16 protein-coding genes are annotated in these 16,816 nt (G+C 66.2%); 15 read left to right on the top strand and 1 reads right to left on the bottom strand.

Annotated features, from left to right (window positions below):
- Nucleotides 1-18: 18 nt before the first annotated feature.
- The 15 genes from BCY78_RS01990 to BCY78_RS01920 all read left to right on the top strand — a co-directional run bounded on the left by BCY78_RS01990 (nt 19) and on the right by BCY78_RS01920 (nt 15,856).
- The gene (locus tag BCY78_RS01990) at nt 19-1,050 is read left to right on the top strand and encodes a TRAP transporter substrate-binding protein (RefSeq protein ID WP_068297048.1); all 1,032 of its coding nucleotides are present in this window, start codon (nt 19-21) and stop codon (nt 1,048-1,050) included.
- Between the two features lie 96 nt (nt 1,051-1,146).
- Nucleotides 1,147-2,151, top strand: a complete 1,005-nt coding sequence (locus BCY78_RS25810) for a TRAP transporter small permease subunit (RefSeq protein ID WP_199523089.1) — start codon at nt 1,147-1,149, stop codon at nt 2,149-2,151.
- A gap of 13 nt (nt 2,152-2,164) precedes the next feature.
- Complete coding sequence (locus tag BCY78_RS01980) at nt 2,165-3,550, top strand: TRAP transporter large permease subunit (RefSeq protein ID WP_068297045.1); 1,386 nt, start codon at nt 2,165-2,167, stop codon at nt 3,548-3,550.
- Nucleotides 3,551-3,615: 65 nt separating this feature from the next.
- Nucleotides 3,616-4,221, top strand: a complete 606-nt coding sequence (locus tag BCY78_RS01975; protein ID WP_068297042.1) for a LysE family translocator — start codon at nt 3,616-3,618, stop codon at nt 4,219-4,221.
- On the top strand, nt 4,155-4,622 hold the full coding sequence (locus BCY78_RS01970; protein WP_139103058.1) for a hypothetical protein: 468 nt from the start codon (nt 4,155-4,157) through the stop codon (nt 4,620-4,622). Before BCY78_RS01975 ends, BCY78_RS01970 begins: the two co-directional genes overlap by 67 nt.
- A 78-nt stretch (nt 4,623-4,700) precedes the next feature.
- Nucleotides 4,701-5,864 carry an isovaleryl-CoA dehydrogenase gene (locus BCY78_RS01965; protein ID WP_068297036.1) on the top strand — a complete coding sequence of 388 codons (1,164 nt, stop codon included), beginning with the start codon at nt 4,701-4,703 and terminating at the stop codon, nt 5,862-5,864.
- Nucleotides 5,865-5,920: 56 nt separating this feature from the next.
- On the top strand, nt 5,921-6,415 hold the full coding sequence (locus BCY78_RS01960; protein WP_068297033.1) for a lysozyme inhibitor LprI family protein: 495 nt from the start codon (nt 5,921-5,923) through the stop codon (nt 6,413-6,415).
- A gap of 40 nt (nt 6,416-6,455) precedes the next feature.
- Nucleotides 6,456-8,015: an AMP-binding protein gene (locus BCY78_RS01955; RefSeq protein ID WP_068297030.1), complete on the top strand. Its 1,560-nt coding sequence runs from the start codon at nt 6,456-6,458 to the stop codon at nt 8,013-8,015.
- The gene (locus BCY78_RS01950) at nt 8,012-9,616 is read left to right on the top strand and encodes a carboxyl transferase domain-containing protein (protein WP_068297027.1); all 1,605 of its coding nucleotides are present in this window, start codon (nt 8,012-8,014) and stop codon (nt 9,614-9,616) included. Before BCY78_RS01955 ends, BCY78_RS01950 begins: the two co-directional genes overlap by 4 nt.
- Before the next feature lie 6 nt (nt 9,617-9,622).
- The gene (locus BCY78_RS01945; protein ID WP_068297024.1) at nt 9,623-10,039 is read left to right on the top strand and encodes an ASCH domain-containing protein; all 417 of its coding nucleotides are present in this window, start codon (nt 9,623-9,625) and stop codon (nt 10,037-10,039) included.
- Nucleotides 10,040-10,318: 279 nt separating this feature from the next.
- Nucleotides 10,319-10,828 carry a hypothetical protein gene (locus tag BCY78_RS01940; protein WP_068297022.1) on the top strand — a complete coding sequence of 170 codons (510 nt, stop codon included), beginning with the start codon at nt 10,319-10,321 and terminating at the stop codon, nt 10,826-10,828.
- A 105-nt stretch (nt 10,829-10,933) separates the two neighbouring features.
- The gene (locus BCY78_RS01935) at nt 10,934-12,862 is read left to right on the top strand and encodes an acetyl/propionyl/methylcrotonyl-CoA carboxylase subunit alpha (protein ID WP_068297018.1); all 1,929 of its coding nucleotides are present in this window, start codon (nt 10,934-10,936) and stop codon (nt 12,860-12,862) included.
- Nucleotides 12,863-13,729, top strand: coding sequence for a ferritin-like domain-containing protein (locus BCY78_RS01930; protein ID WP_068297016.1), 867 nt, complete (start codon nt 12,863-12,865; stop codon nt 13,727-13,729).
- Nucleotides 13,730-13,899: 170 nt separating this feature from the next.
- Nucleotides 13,900-15,231: a DUF5930 domain-containing protein gene (locus BCY78_RS01925; protein ID WP_068297010.1), complete on the top strand. Its 1,332-nt coding sequence runs from the start codon at nt 13,900-13,902 to the stop codon at nt 15,229-15,231.
- On the top strand, nt 15,221-15,856 hold the full coding sequence (locus BCY78_RS01920) for a polymer-forming cytoskeletal protein (RefSeq protein ID WP_068297008.1): 636 nt from the start codon (nt 15,221-15,223) through the stop codon (nt 15,854-15,856). The genes BCY78_RS01925 and BCY78_RS01920 overlap by 11 nt, the downstream gene beginning before the upstream one ends.
- A 68-nt stretch (nt 15,857-15,924) precedes the next feature.
- Here BCY78_RS01920 and BCY78_RS01915 read toward each other — a convergent pair whose 3' ends face one another.
- Nucleotides 15,925-16,722 carry a DUF2189 domain-containing protein gene (locus tag BCY78_RS01915; protein WP_068297005.1) on the bottom strand — a complete coding sequence of 266 codons (798 nt, stop codon included), beginning with the start codon at nt 16,720-16,722 and terminating at the stop codon, nt 15,925-15,927.
- Nucleotides 16,723-16,816: the final 94 nt, after the last annotated feature.

The raw sequence follows: 16,816 nt of genomic DNA, 5'->3' as shown, positions 1-16,816 counted from the left end.
TCCAACAGGGAGTGAAACATGAAAAAAATTCTGACCACCACGGCACTTGTCGCCGGTCTGGCGGCCTCGGGTGCACAGGCGCAACAGCACTGGAACCTGCAGTCGACCTATCCGGGCTCGCTGACGCAGCTGGGCACGCTGGGCATCCGTCTGGCCGAACAGATCACCCGGATCACCGGCGGTGAGATCGAAGTGACCTTCCAGAACCCGGGCGGCGTCGTGCCGGCGCTGGAAGTCTTCGACGCCGTGGGCTCGGGCGCTGTGGAAGCCGGCTGGTCGACGCCGGGCTACTGGGCGGGCCGCGTGCCGGCGCTGCAGCTGCTGGCCGCCGTGCCCTTCGGCCCGCAGGCTCCGGAATATCTGGCGTGGCTGAAGTTCGGCGGCGGGCAGGAGTTCCTCGACGAACTCTATGAGCCGCACAACATCAAGTCGATCATCTGCGCCGTCATCGCGCCGGAAGCCTCGGGCTGGTTCCGCAACGAGATCAACTCGGTCGAAGACCTGCGCGGCCTGTCGATGCGCTTCTTCGGTCTGGGAGCGAAGGTCATGGAGCGCATGGGCGTCTCGACCCAGCTGCTCGCCGGTGGCGACATCTTCCCGGCGCTGGAACTTGGCACCATCGACGCCACCGAGTTCTCGATGCCCGCCATCGACCTCAACCTCGGCTTCTACCAGGTCGCCAGCTACTACTACTTCCCGGGCTGGCACCAGCAGTCGACCTTCTTCGACCTGATGATCAACCTCGATCTGTGGGAAGAGCTGGACGAGGGCACGCAATTCGCCATCGAGACCGTGTGCGACGCCAACATCGCCTATGGTCTGGCCGAGGGTGAAGCGCTGCAGTTCGACGCCCTGCGCGAGCTGGAAGAAGAGCACGGCGTGAACATCCGCCAGTGGGCGGACGAGGATCTGGCAGCGCTGGAAGCGGCTTGGGAAGAAGTCGCGGCCGAGCTGGTGGCCGAGGACGAGGACTTCGCCCGCGTCTACGAGAGCTACACCACCTTCCGTGCGAACTATGCGCGCTGGCGCGAGATCGGTTACCTCGACTGATCGGGTAACGTGAACGGCTGACATCTGTCATCCAAAGGGCACCCCGGCGCCTCGGGGTGCCCTCTTCAGAATAAGAACCAAAGGGACAGGGACGTCATGGGAACGCTACTGTCGATCCTCACGATTGCGGCCGCGGCGGTGATCGCCGTGGTGAACCCCACCTCGATGTGGGTGTTCTACGCGCTGGGGATCATCATCGTGACGCATATCGGGGCCTGGCTGTTCCGCGCGGCACCGGGCTGGTTCGCGGCGGCAACGCTGCTGGGCTGGTCCTCGGTCATGTTTGCCACGCCGCTGGCGCTGGAACGCTCGGAATTCCGCGCGCTGGAGCGCATCGTGCGCCGTCAGCGCGAGGGCTGGGAAGACGCGCAGGCCGCGATCGATTTCTTCGAGCCGCTGGTTGGCTGGGCCACGCCGCTGCTGTTCGTCGTCACCGCCTTCTTCGCCGTGATGGCCGTGCTGGCCTTGGTCGGGGCCCGTCAGGGTGCGCATCGCTACATGCTGGATGCCTCGCAGCAGCTGGCTTATGCCTGCGAGAAGGTCGGCAAGCTGGCCGCCTTCCTGTTCGTGCCGATGATGGTCATCATCCTCTACGACGTGATGCAGCGGAAATATCTGGGGATGAACCCAGATTTCACCGAGACCGCGTGGTATCGCTTCTTCACCTCGACCCGCCTGCAAGAGATGGAATGGCACCTGCATGCCACGCTCTTCCTGCTGGCGCTCGGCTATGGCTACGTCAAGGACGCGCATGTCCGTATCGAGCTGGTGCGCGACAACCTGCGTCCGCGGACCCGCGCCTGGATCGAGCTGTTCGGCGCGCTGCTGTTCATGGTGCCGTACTGCTACGTCGTCATCGAATACGGCATCGACAACGCCCTGCGCGCCTTCCACATCGGCGAGGGCTCGGACGCGCTGACCGGCCTGCCCAACCGCTTCATCATCAAGGGGATGCTGCCCGTGGGCTTCGTCTTCGTGGCGCTTGCCGGCCTTTCGGCAGCCCTGAAATGCGTCGTCTACCTGTTCGGTCCGAGCAGCCTGCGCGCGGATGCCGGCCAATATGCCGGTGACACCAACCACGGCCAGCCGGCCGAGGCCTGATCGGAATATCGACATGGACACGATTATCCACTTCCTGCCGTTGTTGATGTTCGCCGTTCTGGCGGTCGTCCTGTTCACCGGCTATCCCGTCGCCTTCATTCTGGGCGGGATCGCCCTGTTCTTCGCGCTGATCGGCGATATCGCCGGGGTGTTCCGTCTGGACCAGATCCAGCTGGTGCCGCTGCGGATCTATGGCGGGACGATGGCCAGCCTCGTGCTGGTGGCGATCCCGATGTTCACCTTCATGGGCACGATGCTGGAGAAATCCGGCGTGGCCTCGGACCTGCTGGAAGCCCTTCAGGTGCTGCTGCGTCGGGTGCCGGGCGGTCTGGCCCTGTCGGTGACGCTGATGGGCACGATCATGGCCGCAACCACCGGCATCATCGGGGCTTCGGTCGTGATGATGACGCTGATGGCGCTGCCGGTGATGATGAAGGCCAACTACTCGATCCCGCTGGCCACCGGCACCATTGCCGCGTCGGGCACGCTGGGCATCCTGATCCCGCCGTCGATCATGCTGGTCATCATGTCCGACCTGCTGTCGGTCCCGGTCGGCACGGTGTTCATCGCCGCTATCGTTCCGGGCCTGCTGTTGGCGCTGCTGTATACGCTGTACATCTTCCTGCTGTGCCGCTGGAAACCGCATCTGGCCCCGCCGATGCCGGACGAGAGCGGCCCGTCGACCCGCGCCGAGTTCTGGCGCATGATCTTCCGCAGCTTCCTGCCGCCGATCTTCCTGATCACGGCCGTGCTGGGCTCGATCTTCGCGGGTCTCGCCACGCCGACCGAAGCTTCGGGCGTCGGCGCTGCGGGCTCGGTGCTGCTGGCGTGGTTCAACCGTCGCCTGACCTGGGAGACCTTCAAGGACGTCTGCTACCGCTCGTCGCTGACCGGGGCCATGCTGTTCGGCATCTTCGTAGGCGCCACGGCTTTCAGCTTCGTCTTCAAGTCGATCGGCGGCGAGGAACTCATCATCGAGTTCATCGAAAGCTCCTCGGCCGGGCCGTGGTCGATCCTCTTCGTGCTGATGGCCATGGTCTTCGCACTGGGGTTCTTCTTCGACTGGATCGAGATCACCCTGATCGTGCTGCCGATCTTCGCGCCGATCGTCGCGCTTCTGGATTTCGGCGGCCATGTCGGCGACTGGTCGGGCATCTCGAACCCGATCGTTATCTGGTTCCTGATCTTGGTGGCGGTGAACCTGCAGACAAGCTTCCTGACACCACCCTTCGGCTTTGCGCTGTTCTACCTCAAAGGCGTCGCCCCGCCCGAGGTGAAGATCCAGCAGATCTACCAAGGCATCATCCCCTTCGTGCTGCTGCAGGTGTTCGGTCTGTTCCTCTGCGTGGTCTTCCCGGCGCTGGTTCTGTGGTTGCCAAGCTTCGCCTTGGGTGACTAGAACCTCTGACCGATGCTGATACCGGGCGGCAGGGAAACCTGCCGCCCGTTTCCTGTGAGGGCCCCATGTCGCTGCACGTCTTCTTCGATCCGCTGCTCTATACCTTCGTGTTCCTCGGCCTGTTCACGCCGGGGCCGAATGTGATCATGCTGACGGCTTCGGGCGTGCGCTTCGGCTTTCGTCGCACGCTGCCGCATCTGTTCGGCGTGGTGCTGGGCGTGGGCATCACCGCCGGGGTGACGGCGATGGGTGTGGGCGCGGCGGTGCAGGCCTCGTCGCTTCTGAACCTGATCCTGCGGCTGGGGGCGGCGGGCTTCATCCTGTGGATGGCGATCGGGCTGTGGAAGGCCTCGGGCCGGCCCCGTGCCGCCGGCGATGCCGATGCAAAGCCGCTCACCTTCCTCGGCGCGATCTTGTTCCAGTGGATCAACCCAAAGGTCTGGGCCATCGCCTTTGCCGCCTCGGCCGGCTACGGGGCAGGGCAGGTGGCCTGGTTCGAGGCCGCCCGGCTGGCCACCGCCTTTTCCTCGGTCAACCTCGGGGTCTGCTTGTTTTGGACCGCGGCCGGCTCGCTGCTGACCGCGCTTCTGTCGGCGCCGCGGGCGTGGAAGATCTTCCTGCGGGTGATGGCCGTATTGCTGGCGCTGACCACGTTGATGATTTTCCGCTGACGGAAACTTGCCTTGAACGGCGCGGCCGCGCGTGGCCCAATGGTGCCATGAGTGATCGTATCCGTGACCCGCAGGCCGACAAGGCGCGCGACCTCAAGCGCCAACGCAAGATTGCGTCCAATTCCTCGGACAAGGCTGCGCGCAAGAATGCGCCGCGGATCAAGGCCATGGGCCATCGTCAGGTGCGCCGCCTTGACAAGGAGGCGCTCGCCCGTGCTCCCGAGGAGGCCGCCGACCGGCCCGAAACGCTGAAGACCCGCTATCAGCATTGGGGCACCGAGAATGCCGCCGAGCGCCGCGCCGAACGCGATGCTGAGCGCGCGTGGCTGGACGCAACCCCGGTCGATGAAGTGCGCGGGCGCAATCGCGCGCAGAAAAGGCCGTGGCGTCACGAAGACTGACCTTGGTTTTTCGTTTGACCGAATCCGGGGGCGGGCGTAGGAATTGAACAGCCGTTCAATTCGGGGGAGGAGGGGCCAATGTTCAACGCATCCATGAAGTTCGACCTGGGCGAGGACGTCAACGCGCTGCGCGACACGGTGCACCGTTGGGCGCAGGACCGCGTGAAGCCGATCGCTGCCGAGGTCGACAAGTCGAACCAATTCCCCAACGAACTCTGGCCCGAGATGGGCGAGCTGGGCCTTCTGGGCATCACCGTGCCCGAGGAATTCGGCGGCGCGGGCATGGGCTATCTGGCGCATGCCGTCGCGGTCGAGGAGATCGCGCGGGCCTCGGCCTCGGTCTCGCTATCCTATGGCGCGCATTCCAACCTCTGTGTGAACCAGATCAAGCTGAACGGCTCGCCTGAGCAGAAGGCCAAATATCTGCCGGGCCTCGTCAGCGGCCGCAACATCGGCGCGCTGGCCATGTCCGAGGCGGGTGCGGGCTCCGACGTGGTCTCGATGACCCTGCGGGCCGAGAAGAAGAACGACCGCTTCGTTCTGAATGGCACGAAATACTGGATCACCAACGGCCCCGACGCCGACACGCTGGTGGTCTATGCGAAGACCGACCCTTCGGCGGGCTCGAAGGGCATCACGGCTTTCCTGATCGAGAAGACCATGGCCGGCTTCAGCACGTCGCCGCATTTCGACAAGATGGGCATGCGAGGCTCGAACACGGCCGAGCTGGTGTTCGAGGATGTCGAAGTCCCGTTCGAGAATATCCTCGGCGAGGAAGGCCGTGGCGTCCGCGTGCTGATGTCGGGCCTCGATTACGAGCGCGTGGTGCTGGCGGCGATCGGGCCCGGCATCATGGCGGCGTGCCTTGACGAGATCATGCCCTACATGGTCGAGCGCAAGCAATTCGGTCAGCCGATCGGGAATTTCCAGCTGATGCAGGGCAAGATCGCCGACATGTACACGGCGCTGAACTCGGCCCGCGCCTATGTCTACGAGGTCGCCAAGGCCTGCGACCGCGGCGAGGTTACCCGCGCCGATGCGGCGGCCTGCTGCCTCTACGCCTCGGAGCAGGCGATGGTGCAGGCGCATCAGGCGGTGCAGGCGATGGGCGGCGCGGGCTTCATGAACGACTCGGCCGTGTCGCGTCTGTTCCGCGACGCCAAGCTGATGGAGATCGGCGCCGGTACGTCGGAGATCCGCCGCATGCTGGTCGGCCGGGAACTCATGGGCGCGATGGCCTGAGATCGCAGGGGCCGGAGGGATCCATCCCTCGGTCCGTCCATTGCAGGAGGGGTATCATGCGAAGACTGCTGTTGCTTTGCTGTCTGTCCACACCGGCCATGGCCGAAGCCCCCTACGACGCTTTCGCCGAAAGCATCGTGCCGTGCTACGAGGCCGCCACCTCGGATGCCGAGGTCGAGGCCTGCTACGGCACGGCGGCGCAGGCCTGCATGCAGGGCGCCCCGGACGGCGAGACGACCTACGGCATGATGGAGTGCCTGCTGTCCGAAGCCTCGGCCTGGGATACCTTGCTGAACCGCGAATACCAGCGCGCCCGCGCCTTTGCCCGGGGGCTTGATGACGACGAGGCCGACAGCTCGATGGCCAGCGCCCGCGAGGAAACCCTGCGGGACGCCCAGCGCGCCTGGATCGCCTTCCGCGATGCCAATTGCGCGATGGAATATGCGCTATGGGGCGCGGGCTCGATGCGGATGATCGCCGGGGCGGATTGCACGAACCGGATGACCCATCAGCGGGTGATGGATCTGCGACACTACGGCCAAGAGCCGTGACAGGGAGGCGCCCGGTTCCGGCCGGGGAGGGAGGCCAGCCATGACGCGACCGATGCTGTCGCCTTCGGGCGATTACGACGCCCTCGTGCAGGGCTTCAGTTGGGGCTTGCCCGCGCGGCTGAACATGGCCCGTCAGGCCTGTTTCGACTGGCTGGACCAGCCCGAGCGCGTGGCGCTGGTCGACCTGTCGTCGGGCGCGCGCAAGGATGTGTCCTATGGCGATCTGGCGCGCCGGGCGCGGATGCTGGCGGGCTACCTCAGCGATCAGGGCGTGGCGCGGGGTGACCGCGTGGCGGTGTTGCGCGCTCAGGACACATGGTGTGCCGCCGCGCATCTGGCGATCTGGACCTTGGGTGCGATCTCATTGCCGCTGTTCAAGCTGTTCGGCCCGGATGCCTTGGCGACCCGGCTGGGTGATAGCGGTGCGCAGCATGTTCTGACCGATGGCGAGGGGGCGGCGCTGCTGTCCTCGCTGCCAGTGACCGCGCATATCCCCGAGCATCTGGACCTCCACGACAACGACATTGAGCCCGCCGATACCGGCCCCGAGGACCCTGCCGTCCTGATCTACACCTCGGGCACCACGGGCGCCCCGAAGGGCGCGCTGCATGGTCATCGGGTGCTCACCGGCCATCTGCCCGGGGTCGAGATCAGCCATGACCGCCTCGGCCAGCCCGGCGACGTGATCTGGACGCCTGCGGATTGGGCGTGGATCGGCGGGCTCTTCGATGTGCTGATGCCGGGCCTCGCGCTTGGCGTGCCGGTGGTCGCGGCGCGGCTGGCCAAGTTCACCCCCGAGGCCGCGCGCGAGGTGATCCGTGAGGGCGGCGTGCGCAATGTCTTCTTCCCGCCGACCGCGCTGAAGATGCTCAAGGCCGCCGATATGGCGTTGCCGGGCCTGCGCTCGGTCGCCTCGGGCGGCGAGCCTCTGGGGGCCGAGATGCTGGCATGGGGCGAGCGCGCCTTCGGCCTGACGATCAACGAATTCTACGGCCAGACAGAGTGCAACATGATCGCCTCCTCGGCAGGCTCCCTGTTCCCGGCGCGCCCCGGCTGCATCGGCAAGCCGGTGCCGGGGCATGAGCTGGCGGTCCTCGGCCCCGAAGGCCCGCTGGGCGAGGGGCAGGAGGGCGATATCGCGGTGAAACGCGGCTCGGCCTCCATGCTGCTGGAGTATTGGAACCGACCCGAGGCCACCGCCGAGAAATTCCGTGGCGACTGGCTCCTGACCGGCGACCGCGGCCAATGGGAGGACGGCTATCTGCGCTTCGTCGGCCGCGAGGATGACGTGATCACCTCGGCCGGCTACCGCATCGGCCCTTCCGAGATCGAGGATTGCCTCCTGCGCCATCCCGCCGTGATGCTGGCCGCCGTGATTGGCGTCCCGGACCCTGCGCGCACCGAACGCGTCCGCGCCTATGTCGTGCTGAAACCCGGCGCCGAGGCCTCGGAAGCCGATCTGCAAACCCATGTGCGCACCCGTCTGTCGGCCCATCTGGTGCCGCGCGAGGTGCGCTTCGAGACCGAGCTGCCGATGACTGTCACCGGCAAGATCATCCGCAAAGAGCTGAAACGCCGCGCGCTGGAGACTGACCAATGAAACTGCAATCCAACATCCTCACCGGCTCGGACAGCTTCAAGGCCAACCGCGCGGCGCATCTGCAGGCGCTGGACCTCGTCGCACAGGCGGCGGCTCTGGCCGGGGCTGGCGGCGGGGCGAAATCCGTCGAGCGCCATATCGCGCGCGGCAAGATGCCCCCGCGTGAGCGCGTCGCGAACCTGCTGGATGCCGGCTCGCCGTTCCTGGAGATCGGCGCGACGGCGGCGCATGACATGTACGAGGGTGCGGCGCCTGGCGCGGGCGTAATCGCGGGCATCGGCCTCGTGCATGGCATGGAGGTGATGGTCGTCTGCAACGACGCCACGGTGAAGGGCGGGACCTATTACCCGATGACCGTGAAAAAGCACCTGCGCGCGCAGGAGATCGCCGCCGAGAACAATCTGCCCTGCGTCTATCTGGTGGATTCCGGCGGCGCAAACCTGCCCAATCAGGATGAGGTCTTCCCCGACCGCGACCATTTCGGCCGGATCTTCTACAATCAGGCCAATATGTCCGCGCGCGGCATTCCGCAGATCGCGGTTGTGATGGGCTCCTGCACGGCGGGCGGCGCCTATGTGCCCGCGATGTCGGACGTGACCATCATCGTCAAGGAACAGGGCACGATCTTCCTTGCCGGCCCCCCTCTGGTGAAGGCCGCGACCGGCGAAGTCGTCTCGGCCGAGGATCTGGGCGGCGGCGATGTGCATACGCGCCTGTCGGGCGTCGCGGACTACCTCGCCGAGAATGACAGCCACGCGCTGGCCCTGGCCCGTCGCGCCGTGGCGCAGCTCAATCGCCGCAAGCCCGAGACGGTGCTGCTGCAGAAACCCGTCGATCCGGCCTATGATCCCGACGAGATCCTCGGCGCGGTGCCCGCCGATCTGCGCACGCCCTATGACATCCGCGAGGTCATCGCGCGCGTAGTAGACGGCTCCTATTTCGACGAGTTCAAACCGCGCTTCGGCGAGACCTTGGTGACGGGTTTCGCGCATGTCATGGGCATGCCGGTCGGCATCGTCGCCAACAATGGCGTGCTGTTCTCGGAGGCCGCGATCAAGGGCGCGCATTTCGTCGAGCTCTGCTCACAGCGCAAGATCCCCTTGGTTTTCTTGCAAAACATCACCGGCTTCATGGTCGGCCGAAAATACGAGAACGAGGGCATCGCCCGCCATGGCGCGAAGATGGTGACGGCGGTGGCGACGACCTCAGTGCCGAAGATCACCATGCTCGTCGGCGGCTCGTTCGGGGCGGGGAATTACGGCATGTCGGGCCGCGCCTATCAGCCGCGCTTTCTGTGGACCTGGCCCAATTCGCGCATCTCGGTGATGGGCGGCGAGCAGGCGGCCGGGGTGCTGGCGACCGTCAAGCGCGACGGGATCGAGCGGACGGGCGGCCAATGGTCCGCCGCCGAGGAGGCCGAGTTCAAGCGCCCGACGATCGAGATGTTCGAGCGCCAGTCGCATCCGCTCTATGCCTCGGCCCGGCTCTGGGACGACGGCATCATCGACCCGCGCAAGACCCGTCAGGTGCTGGCGCTCTCGCTCTCGGCCGCGCTGAACGCCCCGATTGCCGACACGCGCTTCGGCGTCTTCCGGATGTAAGCCGCGATGCCCGCGCGCCCCGATCCCTTCGACCGTTACCCGGACGCCGTGGCCTATACGCCAGGCGACAGCGCGGCGCTCAATGCCGAGATCCTCGCGCTGATGCGGTCGGGGTGGAAGACGGCCAGTTGCGATGGCTGGGATCGGGCCGTTGCGGAAGGATTGCCGACGGTCGGGCGCATCGACATTGCGCTTGATTGGCAAGGGCGCCCCGCGCTGGCGACCCGGACTTTGCGGGTTGAGAAACTGGCGTTCGAGGATGTCACCGAGGCGCATGTTTCGCCGCAAGGAGAGTTCCGCGACCTTGACGACTGGCGCCAAGGCTACCGCGCGTACCTGTCGCGCAATGGTGGGTTCGAGGCCGGCATGGCGATGATGATCGAGCATTTCGAGGTCGTCGAAGATCTCGGAGGGCTGTCATGATTCTTCAGTTGGACCCAATAGCCACGGTGTCGACCGCGTCTGTTTTCGCGATTTGGGCGAGTGCTCGGCCTGGGCGCTTTTGCCCATATCCGGAAACACAGTTAACACGCCGCCGCAACAGGTGCCTTCCTAAGGGTCTGGGAACACGAAAGATTTCAATGGTTAATGAATATTATCCAGAAAAATCCTTAAGTTATGAGCCCGTTTGCGGCGCAAATGTGCCGGGTTTCCGGGGCGTGTGCCAAATTCATGCCGCAAATCACGCGCAGGTTATCTCACATGCGCAACGCCATTCGCCCCTCTGTGCAACACCGCTCCCGCGACGGGGGCCGCACCGCCGACCTCTCGGGTCTGCGGCACAGCCTGACGCAGGGCGTGCGCAGACGGCGCAAGCGCCGCAGCCTGTCTCTTCCGCGACTTCTGGCGATCCTTTTGCTGGCCGTGGCCGCCGTTCCGGTGGCGGATGCCATCGCCGGATCGGGGCATGCCAGTGTCGGCTGTCAGCTGGTGTCGATCGTCGATGGGGACACCGTCACGCTGGATTGCCCGGGGCACGACCGGCGCGAGCATCAGATCATGGGCCTGGCGTCGCCGCCGGTGCTCGGTGCGCGCTGCCTGTCCGAGGCCTGGTGGGGCATCCGCTCGGAGATCGCCTTGCGCACCAAGGTTTGGCAAAGCCGCGAGCTGGAGTTCATCATCGAACCGCGGGCGCGACTGGCCTTGGTCTTCGCGGATGGCGTCCCGTTGCACCGACTGATCTCGCCTGTGCCACGCGACCTCTGCACCTGAACCGGCCGCGGGCTTCCGCCGCCGCGACCTATCCCCACAATTCCACTCGTCAGCCTGCGACCGTCCACGGTCTGCGGGCCTTTGTCGTTTGACCGGAGCCTGACCATGTTCGACACGATCCTCATCGCCAACCGCGGGGAAATCGCCTGCCGCGTGATCCGCTCGGCCCGCGCCATGGGCGTGCGCAGCGTCGCCGTCTATTCCGAGGCCGATGCCAACGCAGCTCACGTCGCGCTGGCCGACGAGGCCGTGCTGATAGGCGGCCCGCGTCCGGCGGACAGCTACCTGCGCGGCGAGCGGATCATCGAAGCCGCCCTGAAGACCGGCGCGCAGGCGATCCATCCGGGCTATGGCTTCCTCTCTGAGAACCCCGATTTCGTCGAAGCGGTCGAGGCCGCGGGCCTGACCTTCATCGGCCCCTCGGCCAGCGCGATCCGGGCGATGGGGTTGAAGGACGCGGCCAAGCAATTGATGGAAAAGGCCGGAGTCCCGGTGGTGCCGGGCTATATGGGCGAGAACCAGGACCCCGCGCATCTGCAGGCGGCGGCGGATGAGATCGGCTATCCGGTGCTGATCAAGGCCGTTGCGGGCGGGGGCGGCAAAGGGATGCGGCTGGTCGAGGTGAGCCGCGATTTCGCCGCCGCCCTGGAAAGCGCGCAGGGCGAGGCCTCGACCGCCTTCGGCAACCCCGCAGTCCTCATCGAGAAATACATCCAGCAACCCCGGCATATCGAGGTGCAGGTCTTCGGCGACGGCACGAAAGCAGTGCATCTCTTCGAGCGCGACTGTTCGCTGCAGCGCCGCCACCAGAAGGTCATCGAGGAGGCGCCCGCGCCCGGCATGACCGAGGAGATGCGCGCGGCGATGGGCCTTGCCGCCACCCGCGCCGCCGAGGCGATCGGCTACAAGGGCGCGGGCACGGTCGAGTTCATCGTCGACGGCTCGAACGGCCTTCGCGCGGACGGCTTCTGGTTCATGGAGATGAACACCCGCCTGCAGGTCGAGCATCCGGTGACTGAACTTATCACCGGGGTCGATCTGGTCGAATGGCAGCTGCGTGTCGCCTCGGGCGAGAGCCTGCCCGCCGCGCAGGAGGAACTCACCATCACCGGCCATGCCTTCGAGGCGCGGCTCTATGCCGAGGACGTGCCGGCCGGCTTCCTGCCCGCGACCGGGACGCTCACGCATCTCAGTTTCCCCGAGGGGGCGCGGATCGACAGCGGCGTCCGGCAGGGTGATACGATCAGCCCTTGGTACGACCCGATGATCGCCAAGGTCATCACCCATGGCCCGACCCGCGCGGTCGCCTTGGCCCGTCTGCGCGCGGCGCTGGAAAGCACGGAGGTGGCGGGCTCGGTCACCAACCTCGCCTTCCTCGGCGCGCTGACCCGGCACGAGGGCTTCCGGGCGGGCGAGGTCGATACGGGTCTCATCGGCCGCGACATCGAGGCGCTGACCGCCGAGGCGCCGGTGCCGGACACGACGGTGGCCTTGGCTGCACTGGCGGCGGCGGGGACCGGGCAGGGGGCGCTGGCGGGCTTCACCCTCTGGGCGCCGCTCTGGCAGAGCGTGGTGCTGGAACTGGGCGAGACCGAATACACCTGCGCCGTGGCGAAGGCCGCGAATGGCTGGATCGTGCGCGTGAACGGCACCGAATTGTCGGTCGAAGCCCGCGCCGGTGCGCTCTGGGTCAACGGCGAGCGGGCCGAGGGGCAAGCACTGCGCGAGGGTGATACCGTCTCCGTCTTCGGCGCGCAGACCGTGCATTTCACCGTGAAGGACCCGCTCGACGTGGCGGCGGATCACGGGGCCGGGGCGGGGGTCGTGCTGGCGCCGATGCCGGGCCTCGTGAAGGCGGTGTTTGTCAAACCCGGCGAGATGGTGGAAAAGGGCGCGCGCCTTGCGATCCTCGAGGCGATGAAGATGGAACACACCTTGAGCGCGGGGCGCGACGGGACCGTGGCCGAGGTGCTGGCAAGCGCCGGTCAGCAGGTCGAGGCGGGCGCGGCGCTCATCGCGCTGGAAGACGAATGAATGACTGACATTCCCGCGACGCTGGCCGAATGCGCCGATGCGGTGCTGAACACGGCGGACGGGCGCGCGAAGACCGCGCTGTCGAAGCGCTGCGCCGAGGCCTGGTTCGCGGCGCGCGCGGCGGGGACACCGATGCCCATCGGCACCGGCAACCCGCCGGATTTGCCCGCGCGGCCCGAGAAGCCGGAACTGCTCAACCCGCGTGACATGCCGCGGCGCCGGCCCGGCTCGGCGGCGGGGCGGATCGCTCTGATTCATGCTGTGGCGCATATCGAACTCAACGCCGTCGACCTGCATTGGGACATCATCGCGCGCTTCACCCATGTGAAGATGCCGGTTGGGTTCTATGACGACTGGGTCAAGTCTGCGGCGGAAGAATCCAAGCATTTCAACCTCGTGTGCGATGTGCTCGAGGATCAGGGCTCGTTCTACGGCGCGCTGCCGGCGCATGCCTTCATGTGGCGCGCGGCGGCGGATACGAAGGATGACTTCCTCGGACGGCTGGCCGTCGTGCCGATGGTGCTGGAGGCGCGGGGCCTCGATGTGACGCCCGGCATGATCGAGATCTTCCGCAAGGCGGGGCTTGATGGCGCGGTTGCGGCGCTGGAGACGATCTATGCCGAAGAGGTCGGCCATGTCGCCTATGGCTCGAAATGGTTCCACTTCCTCTGCGGGCGCCATGACGAGGACCCGAAGGACGCTTTCCACACCTTGGTGAAGCGCTATTTCCACGGCGCACTGAAGCCGCCGTTCAATGAGGAAAAACGCGCCGAGGCGGGGATTCCCCCGGATTTCTACTGGCCGCTGACCGGGGACGAGGCGCAAGAACAGGCCACGAACCCCGCCCGGTTCAATCCCAACGCCTAAGCGACTCTTTTTCGGCGGTTTTTTGCCGAATGAGCGGGCTATTGCCCGGTGGGGCGGAACCCTGTGGGCAAAACGGTTGCCTGACCAGGGAGTCCTCGTTAACAGAGTCGCACCATTTCGCGTACGCGCGAACAAAGGACGTGCTGCCAAGCAATTCCAGAGGGGGACCCGTGGGGGCCTGGATCGACCAACTGAACGCCGCGCTCGAGCGATATCTGCCCGAAAAGCGCCTGTTCCTGCGTTCCGAAACCAACACCCGTTTTGTCCGCTTGCGCCCCGTGTCGCAGGGCGTGATCTTGACGGGGACCGTCAGCTACATGGCGTGGAGCCTCGTGGCCTCGTCCATCATGTTCTTCGAGGTGGTCGGCTCCAACGACCTGCGCGAGAACACGCGGCGGGAACAAAGCTATTTCGAGACGCGTCTCAATGACATGGCCGACCAGCGCGATCGCGCGCTGGCCGAAGCGCAGGCCGCGCATACCCGCTTTGGCGAGGCCATGGATCGCGTCGCGCATATGCAGACGGCTATCATGGAAGGCGAGCAGCGCAACGCCGAGCTGACGCGCGGCATCGACGCGCTGCAGACCACGCTGAGCGGCACTTTGGACGAGCGTGACGAGGCGATCAGCCGCGTGGCCGAGCTGGAGGCGCTGGACGCCAATGCCCAACTGGCCGAGGCGACGCAGAACCTCGGTGAGGTGGAGCAGACGCTGGACTTCGTGCTGGCTGCGCTGAACCGCACCGCCGATGAGCGCGAGACGATCCGCACCGTCGCCGACGACGCGACCCGTGAAGCGCAGCATCTGGCGCTGGAATACCGGCTGATCCAGGACCGCAACACGCGGATCTTCACCCAGCTGGAAGACGCCATCGAAGGCGCGATCGAGCCGTTGGACCGCATGTTCTCGGCTGCCGGGCTGTCCAGCGACTCGCTGCTGCGGCAGGTCCGCGCGGGTTATCAGACGCGGTCGGCTTCGCTTATGCCTATTTCGATTTCAACGACCGGCACGCTTGACCCCAATAGCGACGAAGTCCGGGCGAACTCGGTCCTGGCCGCGTTGGAAGAGATCGACCTTTACCGCATCGCGCTGGAGCGGACGCCGTTTGCGCGTCCGGTCGGCTCGGCCCGGCTGACCTCGGCCTTCGGCTATCGCCGTGACCCGATCACCGGTGGCCGCCGCCTGCATGCCGGGCAGGACTGGGGCGGATCGCGCGGCACGCCGATCCATGCCACCGCCGATGGCGTCGTGACCTTTGCCGGCCGTCAGAGCGGTTATGGCAACATCGTCATCATCCAGCACGACTTCGGATTCGAAACCCGCTACGCGCATATGAGTAGTATCGCCGTGACAACGGGCCAAAGGGTCTCGCGCGGGGATCGCGTTGGTGGTATGGGCAGCACAGGCCGATCCACCGGCGTGCACCTGCACTACGAGATCCGAGTTGGCGGCGACCCCATCAACCCAATGACCTACATAAGGGCTGCACAGAATGTTTTCTAAGAGCAGGATCAACGAAACCGCGGCACGCAACGAAGCTCAGCGTCCCGCCGAATCGTCGGCCCCGGCCTCGGCGCCGGCGTCGCGTCCCTCGATGGATTTCGGTTCCGCTGCTCCGGCCGCTGCGCCGAAGGCCAAGCCGGCTGCCTCGGTGCTGTCGGCCGACCTGCAGATCTCGGGCAACATCCGCACCTCGGGTGACGTGGTCATCGAAGGCGTCGTCGATGGCGACATCCGCGCCCATCTGCTGACCGTGGGCGAAAGCGCCACCATCCGCGGTGAGATCATTGCCGACGACATTGTCATCAACGGCCGTGTCATCGGTCGCGTGCGTGGCCTGAAGGTGCGCCTGACCTCGACCGCCCGCGTCGAAGGCGACATCATCCACAAGACCATCGCCATCGAATCCGGTGCCCATTTCGAGGGTTCGGTCCAGCGTCAGGACGACCCGCTCGCTGGCGCCAGCCAGCCCGCCGCGTCGCAGGCCCAGCGCGCTGCCGCCCCGCAGCCGGCGGCCCAGCCCGCAGCTGCCGCCCCGGCACCGCGCCCTGCTGCTGCTCCGGCGCCGGCCCCCGCGCAGGCTTCGGCCCCCAAGGCCCCGGTCGACAGCAAGGCCCCGTCGAAGTAATCGACCGGCATCATGGAATTGAAAGCGGGGGGCCTTGGCCCCCCGTTTTGCATGTGGGTGCGTTGGTTTCAGGCGTCGGGCGGCAGAAGCCGGCGATACAGGTGCCAGGTTGCATGGCCGAAGACGGGCAGGGCGATGAACAGCCCCAGGAACATCGCCAGCATGCCGAGGAACAGTGCCGCCGCGATCAGGGCCGCCCACAGCGCCATGGTCACCGGATTGCGGCTGACGCAGCCGAAGCTGGCGATCATCGCCGAGATGAAGTCGACCTCGCGGTCCAGAAGCAGCGGCAGGCTGACCACGGTCAGGGCGTAGAACATCCCGGCCATGACGCCGCCGATCGCGCCGCCGACCAGCAGCATCATCAAGCCGTTGCCGCTGAGCAGCATCGACCAGGTCGAGCCGGTGATCGGCGACAGGCCGAAGAACAGCGCGAAGATCGTGTGGGCGATGAATACCCAGAACATGAAGACCAGCAGGATGAACATCGCCATCGACGGCACCTGCCGGTCCTTCTGCGCGAAGATGACCGAGAAGACCTCGCCCAGTGACAGGGGCAGGCCGGCCTCCAACCGGCGGCTGACCTCATAAAGCCCGGTGGCCGCGAAGGGCGCGAGGATCGGGAAGCCGACGGCGATGGGGATGAACCAGTATTCCGCCGCGGCAGCCGCGAAGATCGCGTACATGATCAACCCGCCCAGCACGTAGACCGCGCTGAACAACAGGCCATAGAGCGGGGCGCGGCGGAAATCATGCCAGCCAGAAGCTAGGGCCATGCGCAGATCCTGCGGTGTGATCGCGGCAGGTTCGGGGATGCGCGAGGGTTCGGCCGGACGGGCGGCCGATTGCGGGGACAGATCGGTCATCGGGACCTCTATGAATGGGTTCGCGCAGGGTCAGGCTAACGCAGGGGGCACGGCGCGATCAATCGGATTCCGTGGTTGAAAAACGGCCTGTCGA

This window comes from Pararhodobacter sp. CCB-MM2 (assembly GCF_001691415.1).
Lineage (GTDB): Bacteria > Pseudomonadota > Alphaproteobacteria > Rhodobacterales > Rhodobacteraceae > Pararhodobacter.
Note: the sequence above shows the minus strand (reverse complement) of the source record. Positions and strands in the feature narration are given on the sequence as shown.